The sequence below is a fragment of the Halomonas colorata genome (genome assembly GCF_014897985.1).
GTDB lineage: Bacteria > Pseudomonadota > Gammaproteobacteria > Pseudomonadales > Halomonadaceae > Vreelandella > Vreelandella colorata.
On the sequence record NZ_JABUZA010000021.1, the window covers coordinates 19037 to 35249 of the forward strand.

At 53.6% G+C, this 16213-nt stretch carries 19 protein-coding genes; 4 read left to right on the forward strand and 15 right to left on the reverse strand.

What is annotated here, in order from left to right:
• The first annotated feature begins 90 nt into the window (after nucleotides 1–90).
• Together ubiG and INT33_RS11660 are read left to right on the forward strand one after the other, a co-directional pair.
• Nucleotides 91–834: a bifunctional 2-polyprenyl-6-hydroxyphenol methylase/3-demethylubiquinol 3-O-methyltransferase UbiG gene (gene ubiG, locus INT33_RS11655; RefSeq protein ID WP_192539005.1), complete on the forward strand. Its 744-nt coding sequence runs from the start codon at nucleotides 91–93 to the stop codon at nucleotides 832–834.
• A complete protein-coding gene (locus INT33_RS11660) occupies nucleotides 835–1509 on the forward strand; it encodes an HAD family hydrolase (RefSeq protein ID WP_192539004.1) in 675 nt (224 codons plus the stop codon).
• Between the two features lie 52 nt (nucleotides 1510–1561).
• On the opposite strand, the gene INT33_RS11665 is transcribed toward INT33_RS11660, so the two are convergent.
• From INT33_RS11665 to INT33_RS11725, 13 genes are all read right to left on the reverse strand, one after another.
• Nucleotides 1562–2323, reverse strand: a complete 762-nt coding sequence (locus INT33_RS11665) for a YciK family oxidoreductase (protein ID WP_192539003.1) — start codon at nucleotides 2321–2323, stop codon at nucleotides 1562–1564.
• Between the two features lie 30 nt (nucleotides 2324–2353).
• On the reverse strand, nucleotides 2354–3148 hold the full coding sequence (gene ybgF, locus INT33_RS11670) for a tol-pal system protein YbgF (protein WP_192539002.1): 795 nt from the start codon (nucleotides 3146–3148) through the stop codon (nucleotides 2354–2356).
• A gap of 48 nt (nucleotides 3149–3196) precedes the next feature.
• Nucleotides 3197–3742, reverse strand: coding sequence for a peptidoglycan-associated lipoprotein Pal (gene pal, locus INT33_RS11675; protein ID WP_018916118.1), 546 nt, complete (start codon nucleotides 3740–3742; stop codon nucleotides 3197–3199).
• Between the two features lie 41 nt (nucleotides 3743–3783).
• Nucleotides 3784–5076 carry a Tol-Pal system beta propeller repeat protein TolB gene (gene tolB / locus INT33_RS11680; RefSeq protein ID WP_193091966.1) on the reverse strand — a complete coding sequence of 431 codons (1293 nt, stop codon included), beginning with the start codon at nucleotides 5074–5076 and terminating at the stop codon, nucleotides 3784–3786.
• Nucleotides 5076–6302 carry a cell envelope integrity protein TolA gene (tolA, locus tag INT33_RS11685; RefSeq protein WP_193091967.1) on the reverse strand — a complete coding sequence of 409 codons (1227 nt, stop codon included), beginning with the start codon at nucleotides 6300–6302 and terminating at the stop codon, nucleotides 5076–5078. The genes tolB and tolA overlap by 1 nt, the downstream gene beginning before the upstream one ends.
• Nucleotides 6295–6729 carry a protein TolR gene (gene tolR, locus INT33_RS11690; RefSeq protein ID WP_018916115.1) on the reverse strand — a complete coding sequence of 145 codons (435 nt, stop codon included), beginning with the start codon at nucleotides 6727–6729 and terminating at the stop codon, nucleotides 6295–6297. Before tolR ends, tolA begins: the two co-directional genes overlap by 8 nt.
• A gap of 11 nt (nucleotides 6730–6740) precedes the next feature.
• Complete coding sequence (tolQ, locus tag INT33_RS11695) at nucleotides 6741–7436, reverse strand: protein TolQ (protein ID WP_026285595.1); 696 nt, start codon at nucleotides 7434–7436, stop codon at nucleotides 6741–6743.
• Between the two features lie 57 nt (nucleotides 7437–7493).
• Complete coding sequence (ybgC, locus tag INT33_RS11700) at nucleotides 7494–7907, reverse strand: tol-pal system-associated acyl-CoA thioesterase (protein WP_192538665.1); 414 nt, start codon at nucleotides 7905–7907, stop codon at nucleotides 7494–7496.
• The gene (gene ruvB, locus INT33_RS11705) at nucleotides 7904–8941 is read right to left on the reverse strand and encodes a Holliday junction branch migration DNA helicase RuvB (protein ID WP_018916112.1); all 1038 of its coding nucleotides are present in this window, start codon (nucleotides 8939–8941) and stop codon (nucleotides 7904–7906) included. The genes ybgC and ruvB overlap by 4 nt, the downstream gene beginning before the upstream one ends.
• A 76-nt stretch (nucleotides 8942–9017) precedes the next feature.
• Nucleotides 9018–9623: a Holliday junction branch migration protein RuvA gene (gene ruvA, locus INT33_RS11710; protein ID WP_018916111.1), complete on the reverse strand. Its 606-nt coding sequence runs from the start codon at nucleotides 9621–9623 to the stop codon at nucleotides 9018–9020.
• A 68-nt stretch (nucleotides 9624–9691) separates the two neighbouring features.
• Nucleotides 9692–10243 carry a crossover junction endodeoxyribonuclease RuvC gene (gene ruvC / locus INT33_RS11715; RefSeq protein ID WP_193091968.1) on the reverse strand — a complete coding sequence of 184 codons (552 nt, stop codon included), beginning with the start codon at nucleotides 10241–10243 and terminating at the stop codon, nucleotides 9692–9694.
• A gap of 154 nt (nucleotides 10244–10397) precedes the next feature.
• Entirely contained in the window at nucleotides 10398–12179 is a 1782-nt protein-coding gene (aspS, locus tag INT33_RS11720) for an aspartate--tRNA ligase (RefSeq protein ID WP_193091969.1), read from the reverse strand.
• 66 nt (nucleotides 12180–12245) lie between these two features.
• Complete coding sequence (locus tag INT33_RS11725; protein WP_192538710.1) at nucleotides 12246–12524, reverse strand: FmdB family zinc ribbon protein; 279 nt, start codon at nucleotides 12522–12524, stop codon at nucleotides 12246–12248.
• 186 nt (nucleotides 12525–12710) lie between these two features.
• On the opposite strand from INT33_RS11725, the gene INT33_RS11730 reads away from it, so the two are divergent.
• Nucleotides 12711–13652, forward strand: a complete 942-nt coding sequence (locus tag INT33_RS11730) for a D-2-hydroxyacid dehydrogenase (protein WP_193091970.1) — start codon at nucleotides 12711–12713, stop codon at nucleotides 13650–13652.
• A gap of 15 nt (nucleotides 13653–13667) precedes the next feature.
• On the opposite strand, the gene yccX is transcribed toward INT33_RS11730, so the two are convergent.
• Nucleotides 13668–13943: an acylphosphatase gene (gene yccX, locus INT33_RS11735; RefSeq protein ID WP_192538670.1), complete on the reverse strand. Its 276-nt coding sequence runs from the start codon at nucleotides 13941–13943 to the stop codon at nucleotides 13668–13670.
• Nucleotides 13943–14953: a YihY/virulence factor BrkB family protein gene (locus INT33_RS11740; RefSeq protein ID WP_193091971.1), complete on the reverse strand. Its 1011-nt coding sequence runs from the start codon at nucleotides 14951–14953 to the stop codon at nucleotides 13943–13945. The genes yccX and INT33_RS11740 overlap by 1 nt, the downstream gene beginning before the upstream one ends.
• A gap of 154 nt (nucleotides 14954–15107) precedes the next feature.
• Between INT33_RS11740 and INT33_RS11745 the strand changes: the two genes are divergently transcribed.
• The gene (locus INT33_RS11745) at nucleotides 15108–16205 is read left to right on the forward strand and encodes a bifunctional nicotinamide-nucleotide adenylyltransferase/Nudix hydroxylase (RefSeq protein ID WP_193091972.1); all 1098 of its coding nucleotides are present in this window, start codon (nucleotides 15108–15110) and stop codon (nucleotides 16203–16205) included.
• Nucleotides 16206–16213 lie beyond the last annotated feature (8 nt).

Consider the following 16213-nt stretch of genomic DNA (forward strand, 5'->3'; position numbering starts at 1 on the left):
GAGTGGATACCACTCACCACTTGACGTCAACACCCAGGCTGGATGGAAAAAGTAATCATCCATTGCTGATTGAATATGGGAGCCAAACACATGCAAGCGACACCTCAGGATAGCACTGCTGGCCACTATCAAGGCAACGTCGATGCAGCGGAAGTTGCTAAATTTGAAGCACTTGCTAGCCGCTGGTGGGATCCTAAAAGCGAATTTAAACCGCTGCATGATATTAATCCACTGCGCCTGAACTTCATTGACGCTCGCGCGGGCCTTGCGGGCAAAAAGATACTGGATGTTGGCTGTGGCGGCGGCATCTTAAGTGAGTCCATGGCGCATCGCGGTGCCGATGTAACGGGTATCGACCTTGGCGAAGCACCGCTTGGCGTGGCCAGACTGCATGCTGAAGAGAGCGGCGTCTCTGTGGACTATCAACATATTAGCGTTGAAGCATTAGCGGCCCAGAAGCCGGGCCATTTTGATGTAGTGACCTGTATGGAAATGCTGGAGCACGTGCCCGACCCTGCCTCGGTTATCCGTGCGTGCTGTGCCTTGGTGCGCCCGGGTGGCTATGTATTTTTCTCCACGCTAAACCGTACGCCCAAGTCTTACGCCTTTGCGATTTTAGGCGCGGAATATGTTTTGAAGCTGCTGCCGCGTGGAACCCATGACTATGCCAAATTTATTCGCCCCTCAGAAATGGCCGCCTGGTCGCGTCAGGTTGGGTTAGAAGTGCGTGAGCAAACGGGATTGACTTATAACCCTCTCACTCGCCGCTACCGCTTGGTGTCTGATGACGTCTCGGTTAACTATATGATGTATTGCCGCAAAGTGAGCCAATAGATGTCGACCACTGCACCACTAGCCATTCTGTTTGATCTTGATGGCACGTTAGTCGATACCGCGCCCGACTTGGCACAGGCAACCAACGTATTGCGCGAGCATCACGGGCTGGCGCCGCTGCCCTATGAACAGATTCGCAGACAGGTTTCTAACGGAGGAAGCGCGCTGGTGACGCTGGCGCTGGGGCTTAAACTTGGGGCTCCTGAACACGATACGGCGCGTCAGTTTCTGCTGGATACCTATGAGCAAGCCGTGGCGGTACAGAGCCAGGTATTTGATCCGCTGAATCAATGGTTGATTGAATGGCATGGCAACCAGCGGCTATGGGGCATTGTTACCAACAAACCACGCCGCTATACCGAGCCGCTATTAGCCGCCTTGGCACTAGAGCCGGGTGCACTGCTGTGCGCGGATGATCTAAGTGTCAAAAAACCTGATCCTGAACCCTTATGGGAGGCAGCACGCCGTTTGGGAGTTGCACCTAATCAGTGCTGGTATGTCGGCGATCATGTGCGGGATATGCAGGCCGCAAAAGCCGCCGGCATGACGGCCGTTGCGGTGGGCTACGGATACATTAGCGAAGAAGATGACTATCGTCAGTGGCCAGCGGATCTTTGGTTTGAAAAGTGCTCAACGCTAGTCGAAGCATTAAACGCATTCAACATCACGTCCTAAGAAGGCAAACGTAAGAAGGCCAACATCTGTTTAACCGCTGGGCTCATAAGATTTATGCGCGTGGCGGTTGAGCATCAAATTTCTGCCCGCTAATACCAGTACTCGCCGGCCCCATTAGCCATAAATAGGTAGGCATGATGTCTTCAGGGGTACGTAAGGTGTCGGGGTCTTCACCTGGATAGGCGCTTTGGCGCATTTGCGTACGTGTGGCTCCAGGGTTCAGCGTGTTGATACGTATATTAGCCTGACTTTCGAACTCATCGGCTATCACTTCCACAAACCCTTCTGTCGCAAACTTAGAAACCGAGTAGGCTCCCCAGTAGGCACGCCCTTTTCGCCCTACGCTTGATGATGTGAAAATAACCGAGGCATCCTGTGACTGCTGAAGCAGGGGTAACAGTGCCTGGGTCATCCAGATTGGTCCGTTAATGTTGACCTGCATGACCTGCTCCCATAACTCTGGGTCATACTGTTCAAACGGTGTAATACGACCTAGGAGCCCCGCGTTATGCAGCAGCCCATCCAAACGGCCAAATTCCTTATCGAGCGTGCTTGCCATATCGTGAAAGTCATCAAGCGTAGCACCTTCGAAATTAAGCGGAAAAATAGCCGGCTGTGGCCCCCCCGCCGCTTCTATTTCGTCATAAACCCGCTCTAACTTTTCGATGGTGCGACCCAGTAAAATCACGGTTGCCCCATGGCGTGCATAGCTTAACGCTGCCGTACGGCCAATCCCATCACCGGCCCCGGTTACCAGTATGATGCGGTTCTCAAGCAAATCAGGCGATGCTTGATAGTCGATTTTGCAGCTCATGATACGTCCTAACCAACTTAAAATGCGTTGTTACCCAGCCGACTGACGAAGAAAATCACTCGCCAATCCTGCTGCACTACTTTGCGGGTAATCATCACGCACTTGCTCTAACAGCTCGCGACTACGTTCTGCCTCGCCCTGACGCGCTTTTACCAAGCCAAGTTTATACAGTGCATCAGGCACTTTGCTACTGCTACTGAAGTCTGAGATGACACGGCTAAAGGACGCATCAGCGTCGCTTAGCTGGCCTTCGGCGGCATAGAGCTCACCCAGCCAATAATAGCCGTTAGACGCCAGACTGCTGTCAGCATGAGTGGTGACGAAGCCTTCAAAGGCTTTAATTGCTTCGTCAAAGCGACGTGCCTGAACGTGAGCAAACGCCGCCTGATAGTCCGATTGGGCATCTTCGCTGACGTTACGCGCAGAAGGCGCATTGACCACTTCCTGCGCCGCTTCCGGCTCTACCTGAGGAGTCGCCTGCTCAATTTGAGTCGGGCCGCTGTTCATCAGGCGATCTTCGATATCCAGATACTGCTGCTGGGATTGACGCTTCAATTGCTCAAGCTGGTGACGCAGCTCTTCAATCTGCCCACGCAGCTGCTGGATTTCCTGCTGGTGCTCTTCTACTTGATTAAACAGTACAAGATTACCGCCGGCAGATTCCTGACGCTGGGTCTGCTGATAGAAGCCGCTTGAGCTACCGGAAGAAAGATCTTGAACGAGCGGCTGTTGGGCAACCGCCGCGAGTGGCAATACGGACAGCGGGAGCACTAAGGCTCCCGCACCGCACAGCCTCTCAAAATAGCGTTTGAGACTGTGATTCATGACAACTCCGTAGATAACATCGGCGTGCCCTAAGGCACGCCAACGGAATCAGTAATTAAATACAACGCGACGGTTCTGGGAGTAAGCGCTTTCGCTTTGGCCGCTAGCTGCAGGACGCTCTTCACCATAGCTCACAACGCTCATTTGCGAGTTGGAAACGCCCTGAATGTTCAGGAAACGCTGAACGGCACGGGCACGACGCTCACCTAGCGCCATGTTGTATTCACGGGTACCGCGCTCATCGGTATGACCATGTAATACAACTTGTGCATTCGGGTTGGCACGCAGATAACGCGCATGGGCCATTACGGCAGACTCGTATTCGCTTTTGATAGTGTCGCGGTCGTAATCGAAGTAAATGGTACGTACTTCAGGGATACGAGAATCAGCTTGCTGACCAGCACCTGAGCCAGAACCCGTAGTAGAACCATACTGACCACCTGTACCAGCGCCCGAGGTGCCTGCACCCATGCTGCTGCCATCTTGGCTTCCGTAAGAATCACCATCTTGGGTTCCGCCGGTGCTGGAACAGCCAGCGATAACTACGATAGATAACGCGACTGCCAATGAGCGAACCAACGGTTTAAGTTGCATAATCAGACTCCTTGCCTGAAAGAAATTAACACTATCAATCATTAGTTTAAAAACGGCGACCATGCAGGATCCCGCACATCGCCTTGTGCTGCAGGAAGCCGGAATGACGACCGCCCATCGGCAGAAACGGCACTCAGCACCCCGTTGTTACCCTGTTGGGTAGCGAAGATTACCATGGTCCCGTTCGGCGCAACACTAGGAGATTCATCTCTTGTTGAATCACTTAGTACCACAAGCCGTCCGCCGTCTAAATCCTGACGAGCCACCTGATATCCACGGCTGGAACGGTGGACCAAAAAGATTTGATCGCCATCGGGAGAATAGCGTGCTCGAGCGTTGTAGTTGCCGGTAAACGTTAGGCGTTTTGTCTCACCGCTGCCTAGTGAATACTGGTAAATCTGCGGGCCACCACTGCGATCAGAGGTGAACAGCAGGCTACGACCATCGGGCGACCAAGCGGGCTCGGTATCGATGCTGTTGCTGTTGGTAAGACGTTCCACTGAGCGATTGCCAATATCCATGATGTAAATCTCAGGCTGGCCATCTTTGGATAAGGACATCGCAATACGACGGCCATCCGGCGACCACGTCGGCGCGCCGTTGATACCATCAAACGATGTTGCCATTACACGCTGGCCGGTGGCGACATCCTGAATATAAATCGCTGGACGCTCAGTTTCAAAGGAAACATAGGCAAGTTTGCGGCCGTCCGGCGACCAGGAAGGTGACATGATAGGCTGATCAGAGGTTAATACCTGCTGGCTATTACGCCCGTCTGCATCGGCTACGTAGAGCCCGAACTGCATATTGTCGCCGAGCCCTTGAGCCGTCACGTAAGCAATGCTGGTAGAGAAGGCGCCGCGAATATCGGTAATCGCTTCAAATATCTGATCGCTGATGTAGTGAGCCGCACCGCGCAGGTCATTGGCATTTGCCGTAACGGTTTCACCAATCATACGGCGCTGGCCGCTGATATCCATCAGGTCAAACTGAAGCTGATAGCCACTGCCTGCCTGCTCCGCACGACCTACCACTAAATAGCGCACATCAAGCGAACGCCAGGTACCGAATTCAACGTCATCGGCTTGGCTGGGCTTTTCAAACATGGCGCTACGCTCTAGCGGTTCAAACAGACCGCTACGCTCCAAATCGTCCTGAATAATCTGAGCGATATCTTCGGACATCCCCTCATTGCCGGCAAAAGGCACCACGCCAATAGGCAAGGCCTGATCGCTGCCTCGCGTAATTTCAATGGTTAAGTTTGCGTTTGCATTTGCGATACTGCTAATTAACAGCAGTGCGCAGAATAACCACACTTTGCTCAGTATTTGCATCAGCGAACATCTCCCGGGGTAAATCGCAGATTAATTTGACGTAAGTTTCGTTGCTGATCCGCAGGTAAATCTCTCAACTCACCAAACGGTGCAGCCTGTTCAACCGCTTGTATAGCAGACCGATCAAAAGCACTGTCACCACTCGATGTCGCAATCGACGCTGCAAGCAGCTCCCCTGATGGGCCCAAACGTATTTGCAGCGTAGCACTCAATGAATCGCTTGCTCCAGGCGGAATCAGCCATGCCTGTTCGACAGCGCGGCGTACAATATTGATGAAGCTATTGGCAGCCTGTTGTGCTTGTTGCGCATTTGCCGCGGCCTCCGCTTCACCGGCTAGCTGACGCTGCATGGCGGCTTCTGCCGCTTCCGCTGCCTGGCGCTGACGTTCAGCTTCTTCACGTGCACGCCTCTCTTCGGCTTCCCGCTCGCGTTGAGCTTCCGCCTCACGTTCGCGCTGTGCTTCAGCTTCGCGTTGACGCGCGGCTTCTGCTTCAGCGGCGGCTTTGGCCTCTGCTTCAGCGGCGGCTTTGGCCTCTGCTTCAGCGGCGGCTTTGGCCTCTGCTTCAGCAGCGGCTTTGGCCTCTGCTTCAGCAGCGGCTTTGGCTTCTGCTTCGGCAGCGGCTTGTGCTTCTGCTTCGGCAGCGGCTTGTGCTTCTGCTTCGGCAGCGGCTTGTGCTTCTGCCTCGGCAGCGGCTTGTGCTTCTGCCTCGGCCTCTGCCTGTTCACGAGCCTGCTGGGCTTCAGCTTCGCGGGCCTGCGCTTGTGCCGCCTGCTCCTGAGCTAGGCGTTCGGCTTCCTCAGCGCGTCGCTGAGCTTCAGCTTCGGCAGCCTCTTGCGCTTGCTCTAATGCTTGCGCCTGCGCTTCGGCTTCACGACGAGCGGCTTCTTCAGCCGCTTGCTGTTCGGCCGCCTGGTTATCCGGCTCCGGCTCAGCTGCCTCGGGCTCGCTTACGCCAGGCTCGGCCGTTGGCTCCGTTGCGCTATTCATCGCGGCTTGCTGCTCGGTTGCTTGCTGAGCCTGGTCGGTAAACGTTTCTGTACTGACCAGCGTTGCTTGCACGATGGAGGAAGAGTCCGGTTCTGCCGTTGAACTGGGCCAATTAATGAAACTAAAAACAATAATAGCCAAATGCACGCCCACTGCGAGTACGGCTGGTAACGTATAGCCAACATCCTGCGGGTCGCGCGGCGTATCAGCGGTCACTTGCGTCTTGCCCTTACCCATCTTGCGGCGGCTCTGAAAGCAATCCTACATTTTCAACGCCGGAACGCTGTAGCGTGCTCATTAGCAAAACGATCTGGCCATACTGCACGTTACGGTCACCACGCACCATGACAGGCGTGCCCGGGCGACGTTGTAGAATCGCCCCGACGCGTTCCGACATCTGCTCAAGTGAAACTGAGGTTGAGTCTTCACCCAGGGTAATGAAATACCCGCCTTCGCGATCAACCGAGATAATGATGGGATCACTATCCTGGGTATCAATCGGCTGCGATGAGACCTGCGGCAGATCGACCTGAACGCCTTGAGTCAGCATAGGGGCGGTAATCATAAAAATGACCAGCAGCACCAACATAACGTCGATAAAGGGGACAACGTTAATCTCCCCCATCGGTTTATTCTTGCCGCTACGGTTGAAAGGACCTTGCATGGCGAACTCCCTTAACTGGCGCTAGGCTTGCCGTCACGGCCTTGCAGGTTACGATGCAAGATGGCGTGAAATTCTTCGGCGAAGTCTTCATATTTACCGAGTAAGCGAGACGCATTGTTGGAAAGACGGTTATAGAAAATAACCGCAGGAATCGCGGCGAAAAGCCCCATGGCAGTGGCAATCAAGGCCTCGGCAATCCAGGGCGCAACAGTTGCCAGGGTTGCTTGCTGCGTCATGGAAAGGGATTGGAAAGAACCCATGATGCCCCATACGGTGCCGAAGAGGCCGATATAGGGGCTTGCTGATGCGACCGTGGCGAGAAATACCAGGTGCTGCGTTAAGCGATCCTCTTCACGAGACCACGCCACGCGCATACTACGCTGTACGCCTTCAAGCACCGTATCGGCGTTGCGGGTTTTAGGCATCAGGCGATTGAATTCACGAAAACCCGCCTGAAAGATATGCTCAGCGCCGTGGCGCGGATCATCAGCAGGAATTTCCCGGTATAGCTCATTCAAGTCGACACCTGACCAGAACGATTCTTCGAACTGGTTATACTCCTGCTTAGCTCGGCGCAAGGCGATACTGCGCTGAAAGATGACTACCCAAGACAGGATTGACCCCACCACCAGTAGTAGCATCACCAGCTGTACAACAACGCTGGCATTCATTATAAGGTGCGGGATGGACATGGTGTTATCGTTCACAGGTGCCCTCATCAATCAATTAAGCCGGTAATACCCGACAAAGTAGTGGTTTCCAGGTTACGAAACCGTGGTTGCTGTTTGTAGACCTGTTTTAAATGCAGCGGGCCACGCTTTGGGCCGCATGCGTTCTGCACTTAGGCAGGCTATCTCGACTGTCGCACTGCAAAGGAGTTCCTCTCCCCGCATTACACGTTGCTCAAACGTTACCCGGCAGCGGCCTATTTCGGTGATATGTGCTGTGACGTCTACCACGTCATCGAGACGCGCCGGTTTCGCATAGTGACAGGCTAAGCGATATACCACTAGCTGCGTACCTTCGTCTAGTAACGTTTGCTGATCAAGGCCTTGCTCACGTAGCCATTCGCTGCGCGCGCGCTCCATAAACTTCAGATAGTTAACGTAGTAGACAATGCCACCGGCGTCAGTATCTTCCATATAAACACGTACGGGCAGCGAGCGCGAAATACTCATGGACGACGCTCCCCTTCCATATCCACAGAATGCTCGTTGGGAACGCGGTTAAAATGCAGCCAAGCCTGACGAGTGACGGTACGCCCGCGGGGCGTGCGCATCATTAGGCCTTGCTGGATAAGGTAGGGCTCGATAACGTCTTCGATGGTATTACGTTCCTCACCTATGGCCGCGGAGAGTGAGTCAACACCTACTGGACCGCCCTCGAACTTATCAATCATCGCAAGCAACAGGCGCCTGTCCATGTGATCCAGGCCATAGTGATCCACATTGAGCATATTCAGCGCAGCATCTGCCAAGGAAACATCCACCGTGCCGTTACCTTTCATTTCTGCATAGTCGCGCACCCGGCGCAGCAAGCGGTTGGCGATACGCGGCGTGCCCCGAGAGCGGCGGGCAATTTCGATAGCTCCCTCAGCGCTGGTTTCCACCCCCAGCAAGCGCGCTGAGCGGGTGACGATTTCGGTCAGCTCTTCGAGATTATAAAATTCCAGCCGTTGAACAATGCCAAATCGATCGCGTAACGGTGATGTCAAAAGCCCTGCCCGGGTTGTTGCACCCACCAGCGTGAAGCGAGGCAAGTCCAGTTTGATCGACCGAGCCGCCGGGCCTTCGCCAATCATGATATCGAGCTGAAAATCCTCCATGGCCGGATAGAGCACTTCTTCAATCGCAGGAGATAGGCGGTGGATCTCATCAATAAACAGCACGTCACCGGGCTCAAGGTTGGTCAGCATGGCTGCCAAATCTCCTGCCCGCTCGAGCACGGGCCCTGAGGTTGACTTGAGTCCGACGCCCATTTCGGTAGCGATAATATTAGCAAGCGTCGTTTTACCCAGCCCTGGCGGGCCAAATACCAGGGTATGGTCGAGACTCTCTTCGCGAAGCCGGGCCGCGCCAATAAATATTTCAAGCTGCTCGCGAACCCTCGGCTGGCCGATATAGTCATCAAGTCGCTTGGGACGAATGGCATAATCAATTCGCCCTTCTCCCTGCTCTGGTTCAGCCGCTATCAACCGGTCATGTTCTAACATAGATGCTCTTCTTGAATACTGTCTTAAATACCTGGCAATCTGCTTGCTCTGGGTTACTGCAAAACGACGGGGTAGCTCAGCCGTTCATTCGCTGTGTTAATGCCGCCTTGATCAAGGCTTCTGTCGATTGCTTGGGGTCAAGGTCTGCCAGCATTTTGCTGGCTTCGGTTAGCTTGTAACCTAGGCTTACGAGTGCGGACTCAGCGTCGGCCAAGCTATTGCGGGTAGGTCGCCCGTTGGTAGCTTCGAGGGGAAGTGGCGAATCAGAGCCATGCTCCCACTCGGGGAAACGATCGCGCATTTCAATAATAAGCCGTTCGGCCGTTTTCTTACCGACACCAGGCAGCTTGGTCAGCGCCTTGCTGTCATCATCTCGAACACAGCGCATAAACGCGTCTTCATCCATGCCGGATAAAATCGCCAAGGCCAGTTTAGGGCCAACGCCGTTAACCTTGATGAGGGCTCGAAACAGCGCCCGCTCATGCTCACGCGCAAACCCGTAAAGCAGATGGGCATCGTCACGAATAGTTAAGTGGGTATAAAGCGATGTTTTCTCACCTAAACCCGGTAGCGAGACGAGCGTATTCATTGAGGTCTCAAGCTCGTACCCCACGCCCTGGACATCAATTACGATCCAAGGCGGTTGTTTTTCCAGCAGATAGCCACTCAGACGTCCGATCATAAATACGCTCGCGATAGTAAAAACAGGCGTTTACTATAATGCTACTCTGTACAAGTGACCAGTAGTGGTTAAAGCCGCCAACGCCCGGTTGAGGCACGCCGGCTTCGCCCACTAGAAACGCTGGGAAGCCCATTACCCGTATAGGAGTGGGTTAACGCAATAGCTAATGCATCAGCAGCATCGGCTTGCGGCGTGGCGGAAAGTTTTAATAGTGCAGTAACCATATGTTGCACCTGCAGTTTATCCGCACCGCCATGTCCCGTTACGGCTTCTTTAATGCGCCGCGCCGCATATTCCGCCACGCTCAACCCGTGGTTTGCCATACACACCAAGGCAGCGCCCCGGGCCTGGCCAAGCTTAAGCGCCGAATCAACATTTTTAGCCAAGAATACGCGTTCAATGGCGGTGTCCGTCGGTTTGTATAAACCCACCACTTCGCTTAGCCCCGCATATATTTGCGCCAAACGCTGCTCCAGCGGCCCGTCTGATGTGCGAATGCATCCGCTGGCCACATAGGTGGGCTTCACCCCGACCAGATCAATGACACCGTAACCGGTAATTCGGGAACCAGGATCGATACCCAGAATGCGCACCGGTAACGAAGTGCGTGTTTCGTCCATATACGTTTACTCGTGCGATGCAGCAAAGCCCTAGGCGACAAAAGTGCTGATGCAAAAACACCGACGCCAGAGCGTCGGTGTTTTTGTCAGCTTGCGATCGAAAGCCTGTCTCTCAAAGAGCTCTGTTTCAAGAACTATCTCAAGGGCTATCGATTTACTCGCCAGCCGCTTCAGGCTTGGCTTTTTGACGTAAGCGGATATTGAGATCTTTTAGCTGATCAGGGCTAACCTCACCCGGCGCGTCGGTCATCAAGCAGGCCGCGCTTTGCGTTTTCGGGAAAGCGATAACTTCACGGATAGTCTTGGCACCAACCATCAGCATGACCAGGCGATCCAAACCGAATGCCAGACCGCCATGGGGCGGCGCGCCGTACTGAAGCGCGTCCAGCAGGAAGCCAAACTTCTCTTGTGCTTCCTCTTCACCGATGCCCAGAATTTCAAACACGGTGCTCTGCATGGTTTGATTATGGATACGAATAGAACCACCGCCAAGCTCGGTACCGTTCAACACCATATCGTAAGCCCGCGATAGCGCTTTAGCCGGGTCGGCCTTGAGCTCTTCCGGCGAGCAGGAAGGCGCAGTGAACGGATGGTGTAACGGGCTTAAACGACCGTTATCATCGGCTTCGAACATCGGGAAGTCGACCACCCAAAGCGGTGCCCAAGCCTGGGTGTAGAGATCCAGGTCCGCACCCAATTTGACGCGCAGCGCGCCAATGGCTTCGTTGACGATGCGCGTTTTGTCGGCACCGAAGAAGATGATATCGCCATCTTCTGCGCCAAGACGGTCAAGCAGCTCCTCAACGATATTTTCCATGAACTTGACGATAGGCGACTGAAGCCCTTCAAGCCCTTTAGCACGCTCGTTGACCTTGATCCAGGCAAGCCCTTTCGCGCCGTAGATACCCACGAACTTGGTATATTCGTCGATTTCCTTACGCGAAAGCTTGGCGCCGCCCGGTACTTTAAGCGCGGCCACTCGGCCATCTTCAGCACTGGCGGGGCCTGAGAATACCTTGAAGTCGACCTGTTTCATCAGATCGTCAACGTCGGTTAGCTCAAGGGGGATACGTAGATCCGGCTTGTCTGAACCAAAGCGGTCCATGGCTTCTTGCCAGGTCATGCGCGGAAATTCGGGAAGCTCAACGCTCAGCACTTCCTGGAAGAGCTGACGAATCATGGCTTCGGTAATGCCCATGATGTCATCTTCTTCGACAAACGACGCTTCGATATCAATCTGAGTGAATTCAGGCTGACGGTCGGCGCGCAGGTCTTCGTCACGGAAGCACTTGGCAATTTGATAGTAACGGTCAAAACCCGCCACCATTAATAGCTGCTTGAAAAGCTGCGGTGACTGAGGCAGTGCAAAGAAGCTGCCCGCATGGGTACGGCTAGGTACCAGGTAGTCACGGGCGCCTTCGGGCGTTGCGCGCGTAAGGATTGGCGTTTCGATATCCAAAAAGCCCTGGTTTTCCAGGAACGCACGAACGTTATGCGAAATACGCGAACGCAGACGCAGTTTCTCGATCATGTCTGGGCGACGCAGATCGATATAGCGATGCTTTAGGCGAACTTCTTCACCTACCTTGCCATGCTCGTCAAGCTGGAACGGAGGCGTGGCAGCGGTGTTCAGTACTTCAACATCTTTGGCCAGCACCTCAATCATGCCGGTAGGCATGTTGGGGTTCTGGGTGCCTTCCGGGCGCAGTCTGACACGACCCGTAATACGCAGCACATATTCGCCGCGGGCACGATCGGCAGTTGCAAACGCTTCGGCAGTATCCGGGTCTACCACAAACTGAGCGATACCATCGCGGTCACGCATATCGAGGAAAATAACCCCACCGTGGTCGCGACGACGATGTACCCATCCGCAAACGGTGACCGTTTGATCTACCAATGTCTCGTTTAGCTGGCCGCAATAATGGCTGCGCATGTCAAATCCTGTTCTGTTTCGTGGCAAATAAAGTGTCGCGGGCCAGGCTGGCCCAGGCAACCGCAGTTAGGCCGCAGTGCCTGTAGACTTGGAAGTAGTGTCGCTTTTAGCGCTGTCTTTACCCGCCGTGCCTTTGGCATCGGCGACTAAGTTCTTTTTACTTCCCGTTTTAAAATCGGTTTCATACCAACCACCGCCCGCCAGGCGGAAACCTGCTGCGGATACGAGCCGCTCAAGGTCATTACGATTGCACGCAGGACACTCTTTTAACGGGTCCGCGCTGATTTTCTGTAATTTTTCCATGCGATGGCCGCAGGCCTTGCACTCATATTCATAGATAGGCATGTTGATGACTCCTGAAAAGCTCAACGACGACAGGATATTGGCGAATATAAACACAGCCAGCTGCGAATATTTGGCCTGCCGAGATAAAATCCAAGGCTGCGGTTGATAAAGCGACAATATTATACCCTTTTGTGCCCCCTGCCGAGCAAGGTTAACTAGCCCTCGACACTCACTGGAGAGAATAAAATGCCTAACGCAGTAATGTTAGATGCGCAAAGTCTTGGACCCCAGATCGATTTAAGCGCTATCCGTGGCGCGGTTACGCATCTTGAAGTATTTGATCAAAGCACCACTCAGCAGGCAAAAGAGCGCCTGGCCAATGCTGAAATCGCGCTGGTAAATAAGGTAGTGCTAGATGCTGAAACCTTAAAACAGCTGCCGTCACTGCGCTTGATTTGTGTGATGGCCACTGGGCTTAACAATATCGACCTTGACGCGGCTAAAGCACAAAATATCAGCGTTAAGAATGTAACGGCATATGGCACGGCCAGTGTGTCCCAGCATACGCTAATGTTAATGCTGGCCCTGGCTAACCGGCTTCCAAAATATCAGCAGGAGGTAGCAAATGGCGGCTGGCAGCGCAGCGACTTTTTCTGCCTTCAGGACCACCCCACTCTGCAGCTGGCAGGCAAACGCCTGGTGATGATTGGCCAGGGCGAACTGGGTACGGAAGTCGCACGGTTGGCAGAAGCGTTTGGCATGCAGGTAAGCTTTGCAGCACGCCCTGGCAATGAGGCAAATGATTCCCGCCCTTCACTGGATGATTTACTGCCCGAGGCGGATATTATCAGCCTACACTGCCCACTAAATGCCGATACGCAGCACCTGATTGATCAAAAGCGCTTAGCAGCCGCGAAGCCGTCACTGTTACTGGTTAACTGCGCTCGTGGCGGTATTATCGATGAAGTGGCCGCCCTTGAAGCGTTACGCCAAGGCAGCATTGGAGGATTAGCCGTGGATGTGCTGCCCGCAGAGCCGCCAAAAGAGGGGCATCCACTACTGGACGCGCTAGAAGAGCCTCTTAACCTGATTGTGACGCCGCATAACGCATGGATAACGCCGGAAGCGCGACAAAATATTATCGCGCTTACGGCGGTGAACATTACTCATTGGAAGCGTGGCGAGTAATCGTGAAATGGTTAATTAATGCATTGAGAAGTGCTCAGGCACTGAACTAGCGTCCACTGCCTCGCATTCAATATGGGTTACCCGCGCTTGCGCGGGCCCCTTCCAAAGCCACTCACTAAGCGCTTTAACCTTTTCGCTATCGCCACACATGAGCACCTCAACCCGACCGTCGGCCAGGTTTTTGGCATGGCCGGTTATCTTGGACTGCAACGCCTGTTCCTGGGTGGCGTAGCGATAGCCAACACCTTGTACTTTTCCTGAAACAAACGCGCGCAGGCAACAGGCTTTCATCACCGTTCACCGGTATCTTGTACGTGGTCTTTGTGGACATGGTCTTTGTGGACATGGTCTTTGTGAACATGGTCTTTGTGAACGTGGTCTTTAGGCTCTAGCGGCTCAACACCCAGCAGCTCGTGCTTAACCAGCACCGCACTATTGCGCGGAATCAGCTTTCTGCCCCGACGCAGTAAAAGAGAACGCGTAAACGCAGCACCGAATAATAAAATAAGCGACGAGTAATAAACCCATAGCAATACCATTACGACTGAGCCGGCGGCTCCATAGGTCGACGCCGTCGCGGTATACGCTAGATAAATCGCGATTAGCGTGCGGCCAATGGTAAATAAAACGGCAGTAACCACGGCGCCAATAAATACATCCTGCCATCCCAAGACCACATCAGGTAACACTTTGAAAATGGTCGCAAAGAGTAACGTCACTACCGCTAAAGAGATCAGTGATTCCACAATAGTGGTCAGATAACCGGCTAGTGGAAAAATATCGTTTGCGGCTTGCAGCATACCGCGTACCACAACGCCTAGAACCAACGAAACCAGCAAAATAAAACCGATTGAAAGAACCACAGTGAGCGATAGAAGCCTGGTTTTGACGAATATAAACATGCTATTGCTGGTAGGTTTCGCCGTCACCCCCCAGATAGTGTTTAGCGAAAACTGCATTTGTGCAAACACCGTGGTAGCACCGACTAAAAGCGCACCAAACCCCAATAGCGTTGGCAGTAAACCCGATTCTTCAATCCGCGACTGGGCTACGGCACCCTCAATTGCTGACGCTACATCCGTTCCTAAAGAGCCTTGCAACTGGGCGACAATTTGCCCTTGAGCAGCATCTTCACCCAACACTATGCCGATGACCGTCACGGCAATAATAATCGTAGGGGCCAAAGAAAAAAGTGTATAAAAAGCCAATGAACCTGCGTAGCTAAACGCATTACGCTCAAGCCATAGGGCTACAGCATCCTGTACTACCTTCCACCAAAAGATGAGGGTGCTTTTAATCATATTCATTCCCTTGAGCAATTTAATAGTTACTTTATGCGTAATAGTTTATCAGCATAGCGAATGCTGGCGCAGTGCGCAGTATTGATCACATTGCACGCTATAATCTTGCCCTCCATAATGGTCTTCTTATCAACCAAACGTTCAAGGAAGCAACATGGCCCCTGCCGCAACAAGCTTTAAGCCTGCTTACGCCTTCGATTGTTTGGTATTTATTGGTCGTTTTCAGCCTCCCCATCTGGGCCATTTAGCGATTATTCGCGAAGCATTAAAGCAGGCACGTCAGGTTATTGTACTGGTTGGCTCTGCTTGGCAGGCGCGTTCGCTGCGTAATCCATGGAGCTTTGATGAGCGTCAAACAATGATCCGTTCAGGATTTGATGACGCCGATAATCAGCGCTTGGAAATAAGCCCCTTGCTTGATGCGCTGTATAACGACGATGTATGGGTAAGGGATGTTCAGAGAAAAGTACGTGACCTAGCGGCTCCGGCCAATGCACGGCTGCCGCGAATCGGCTTGATTGGGGCAAGCCGCGGTCAATCAAGCTATTACCTTTCGCTCTTTCCCCAGTGGGAATCGGTGAGTGTACCGCTGGTTGAAGGCATTTCCGCAAGCCAAATCCGTGAACGGCTGTTCCGATCGCCCGGCTCCACTGGCGATTACCTAACCACGGGGGCTTACCACGACCTGCCGCCTGGAGTAGTGAATAGCGTCAGTGAGTTTTGCCAGGGAGAGGCTTACTATCAGCTACTAGAAGAGCAGCAATTGCTCGATCAGTATCGCCAAGCCTGGGCGCAAGCCCCCTATCCGCCTATTTTCGTCACTGTTAATGCCGTTGTGGTGCAATCAGGCCATGTGCTTTTAGTGCGCCGCACAGCGGCACCCGGCAAAGGTCTTCTCGCCTTACCTGGAGGGTTTATCAATCCCCATGAGCGGTTGCTGGATGCCTGTATGCGTGAACTTAGGGAACGGCTGCGCCTTAAAGTCCCCGAGCCCGTGCTGAAAGGTTCGCTGCGCGGGCAGCGTCTGTTTGACGAGCCACACCGCAGCTGGCGTGGCCGCACGCTGGCTGAAGCCTTTTACTTTGCGCTACGCCCAGACCAACAGCTGCCCCGCTTAAAACCTGTTAAAGGCGGCGACCATGCGCGCTGGGTCGCCTTGGCGGATTTAGAACCGGATAGCCTGTTTGAAGATCACTTCTTTATTATTCAGAATTTTCTTGGCCTGCCTGCGGATTTTAGCGCTCGGCCCTAATTCAGGCC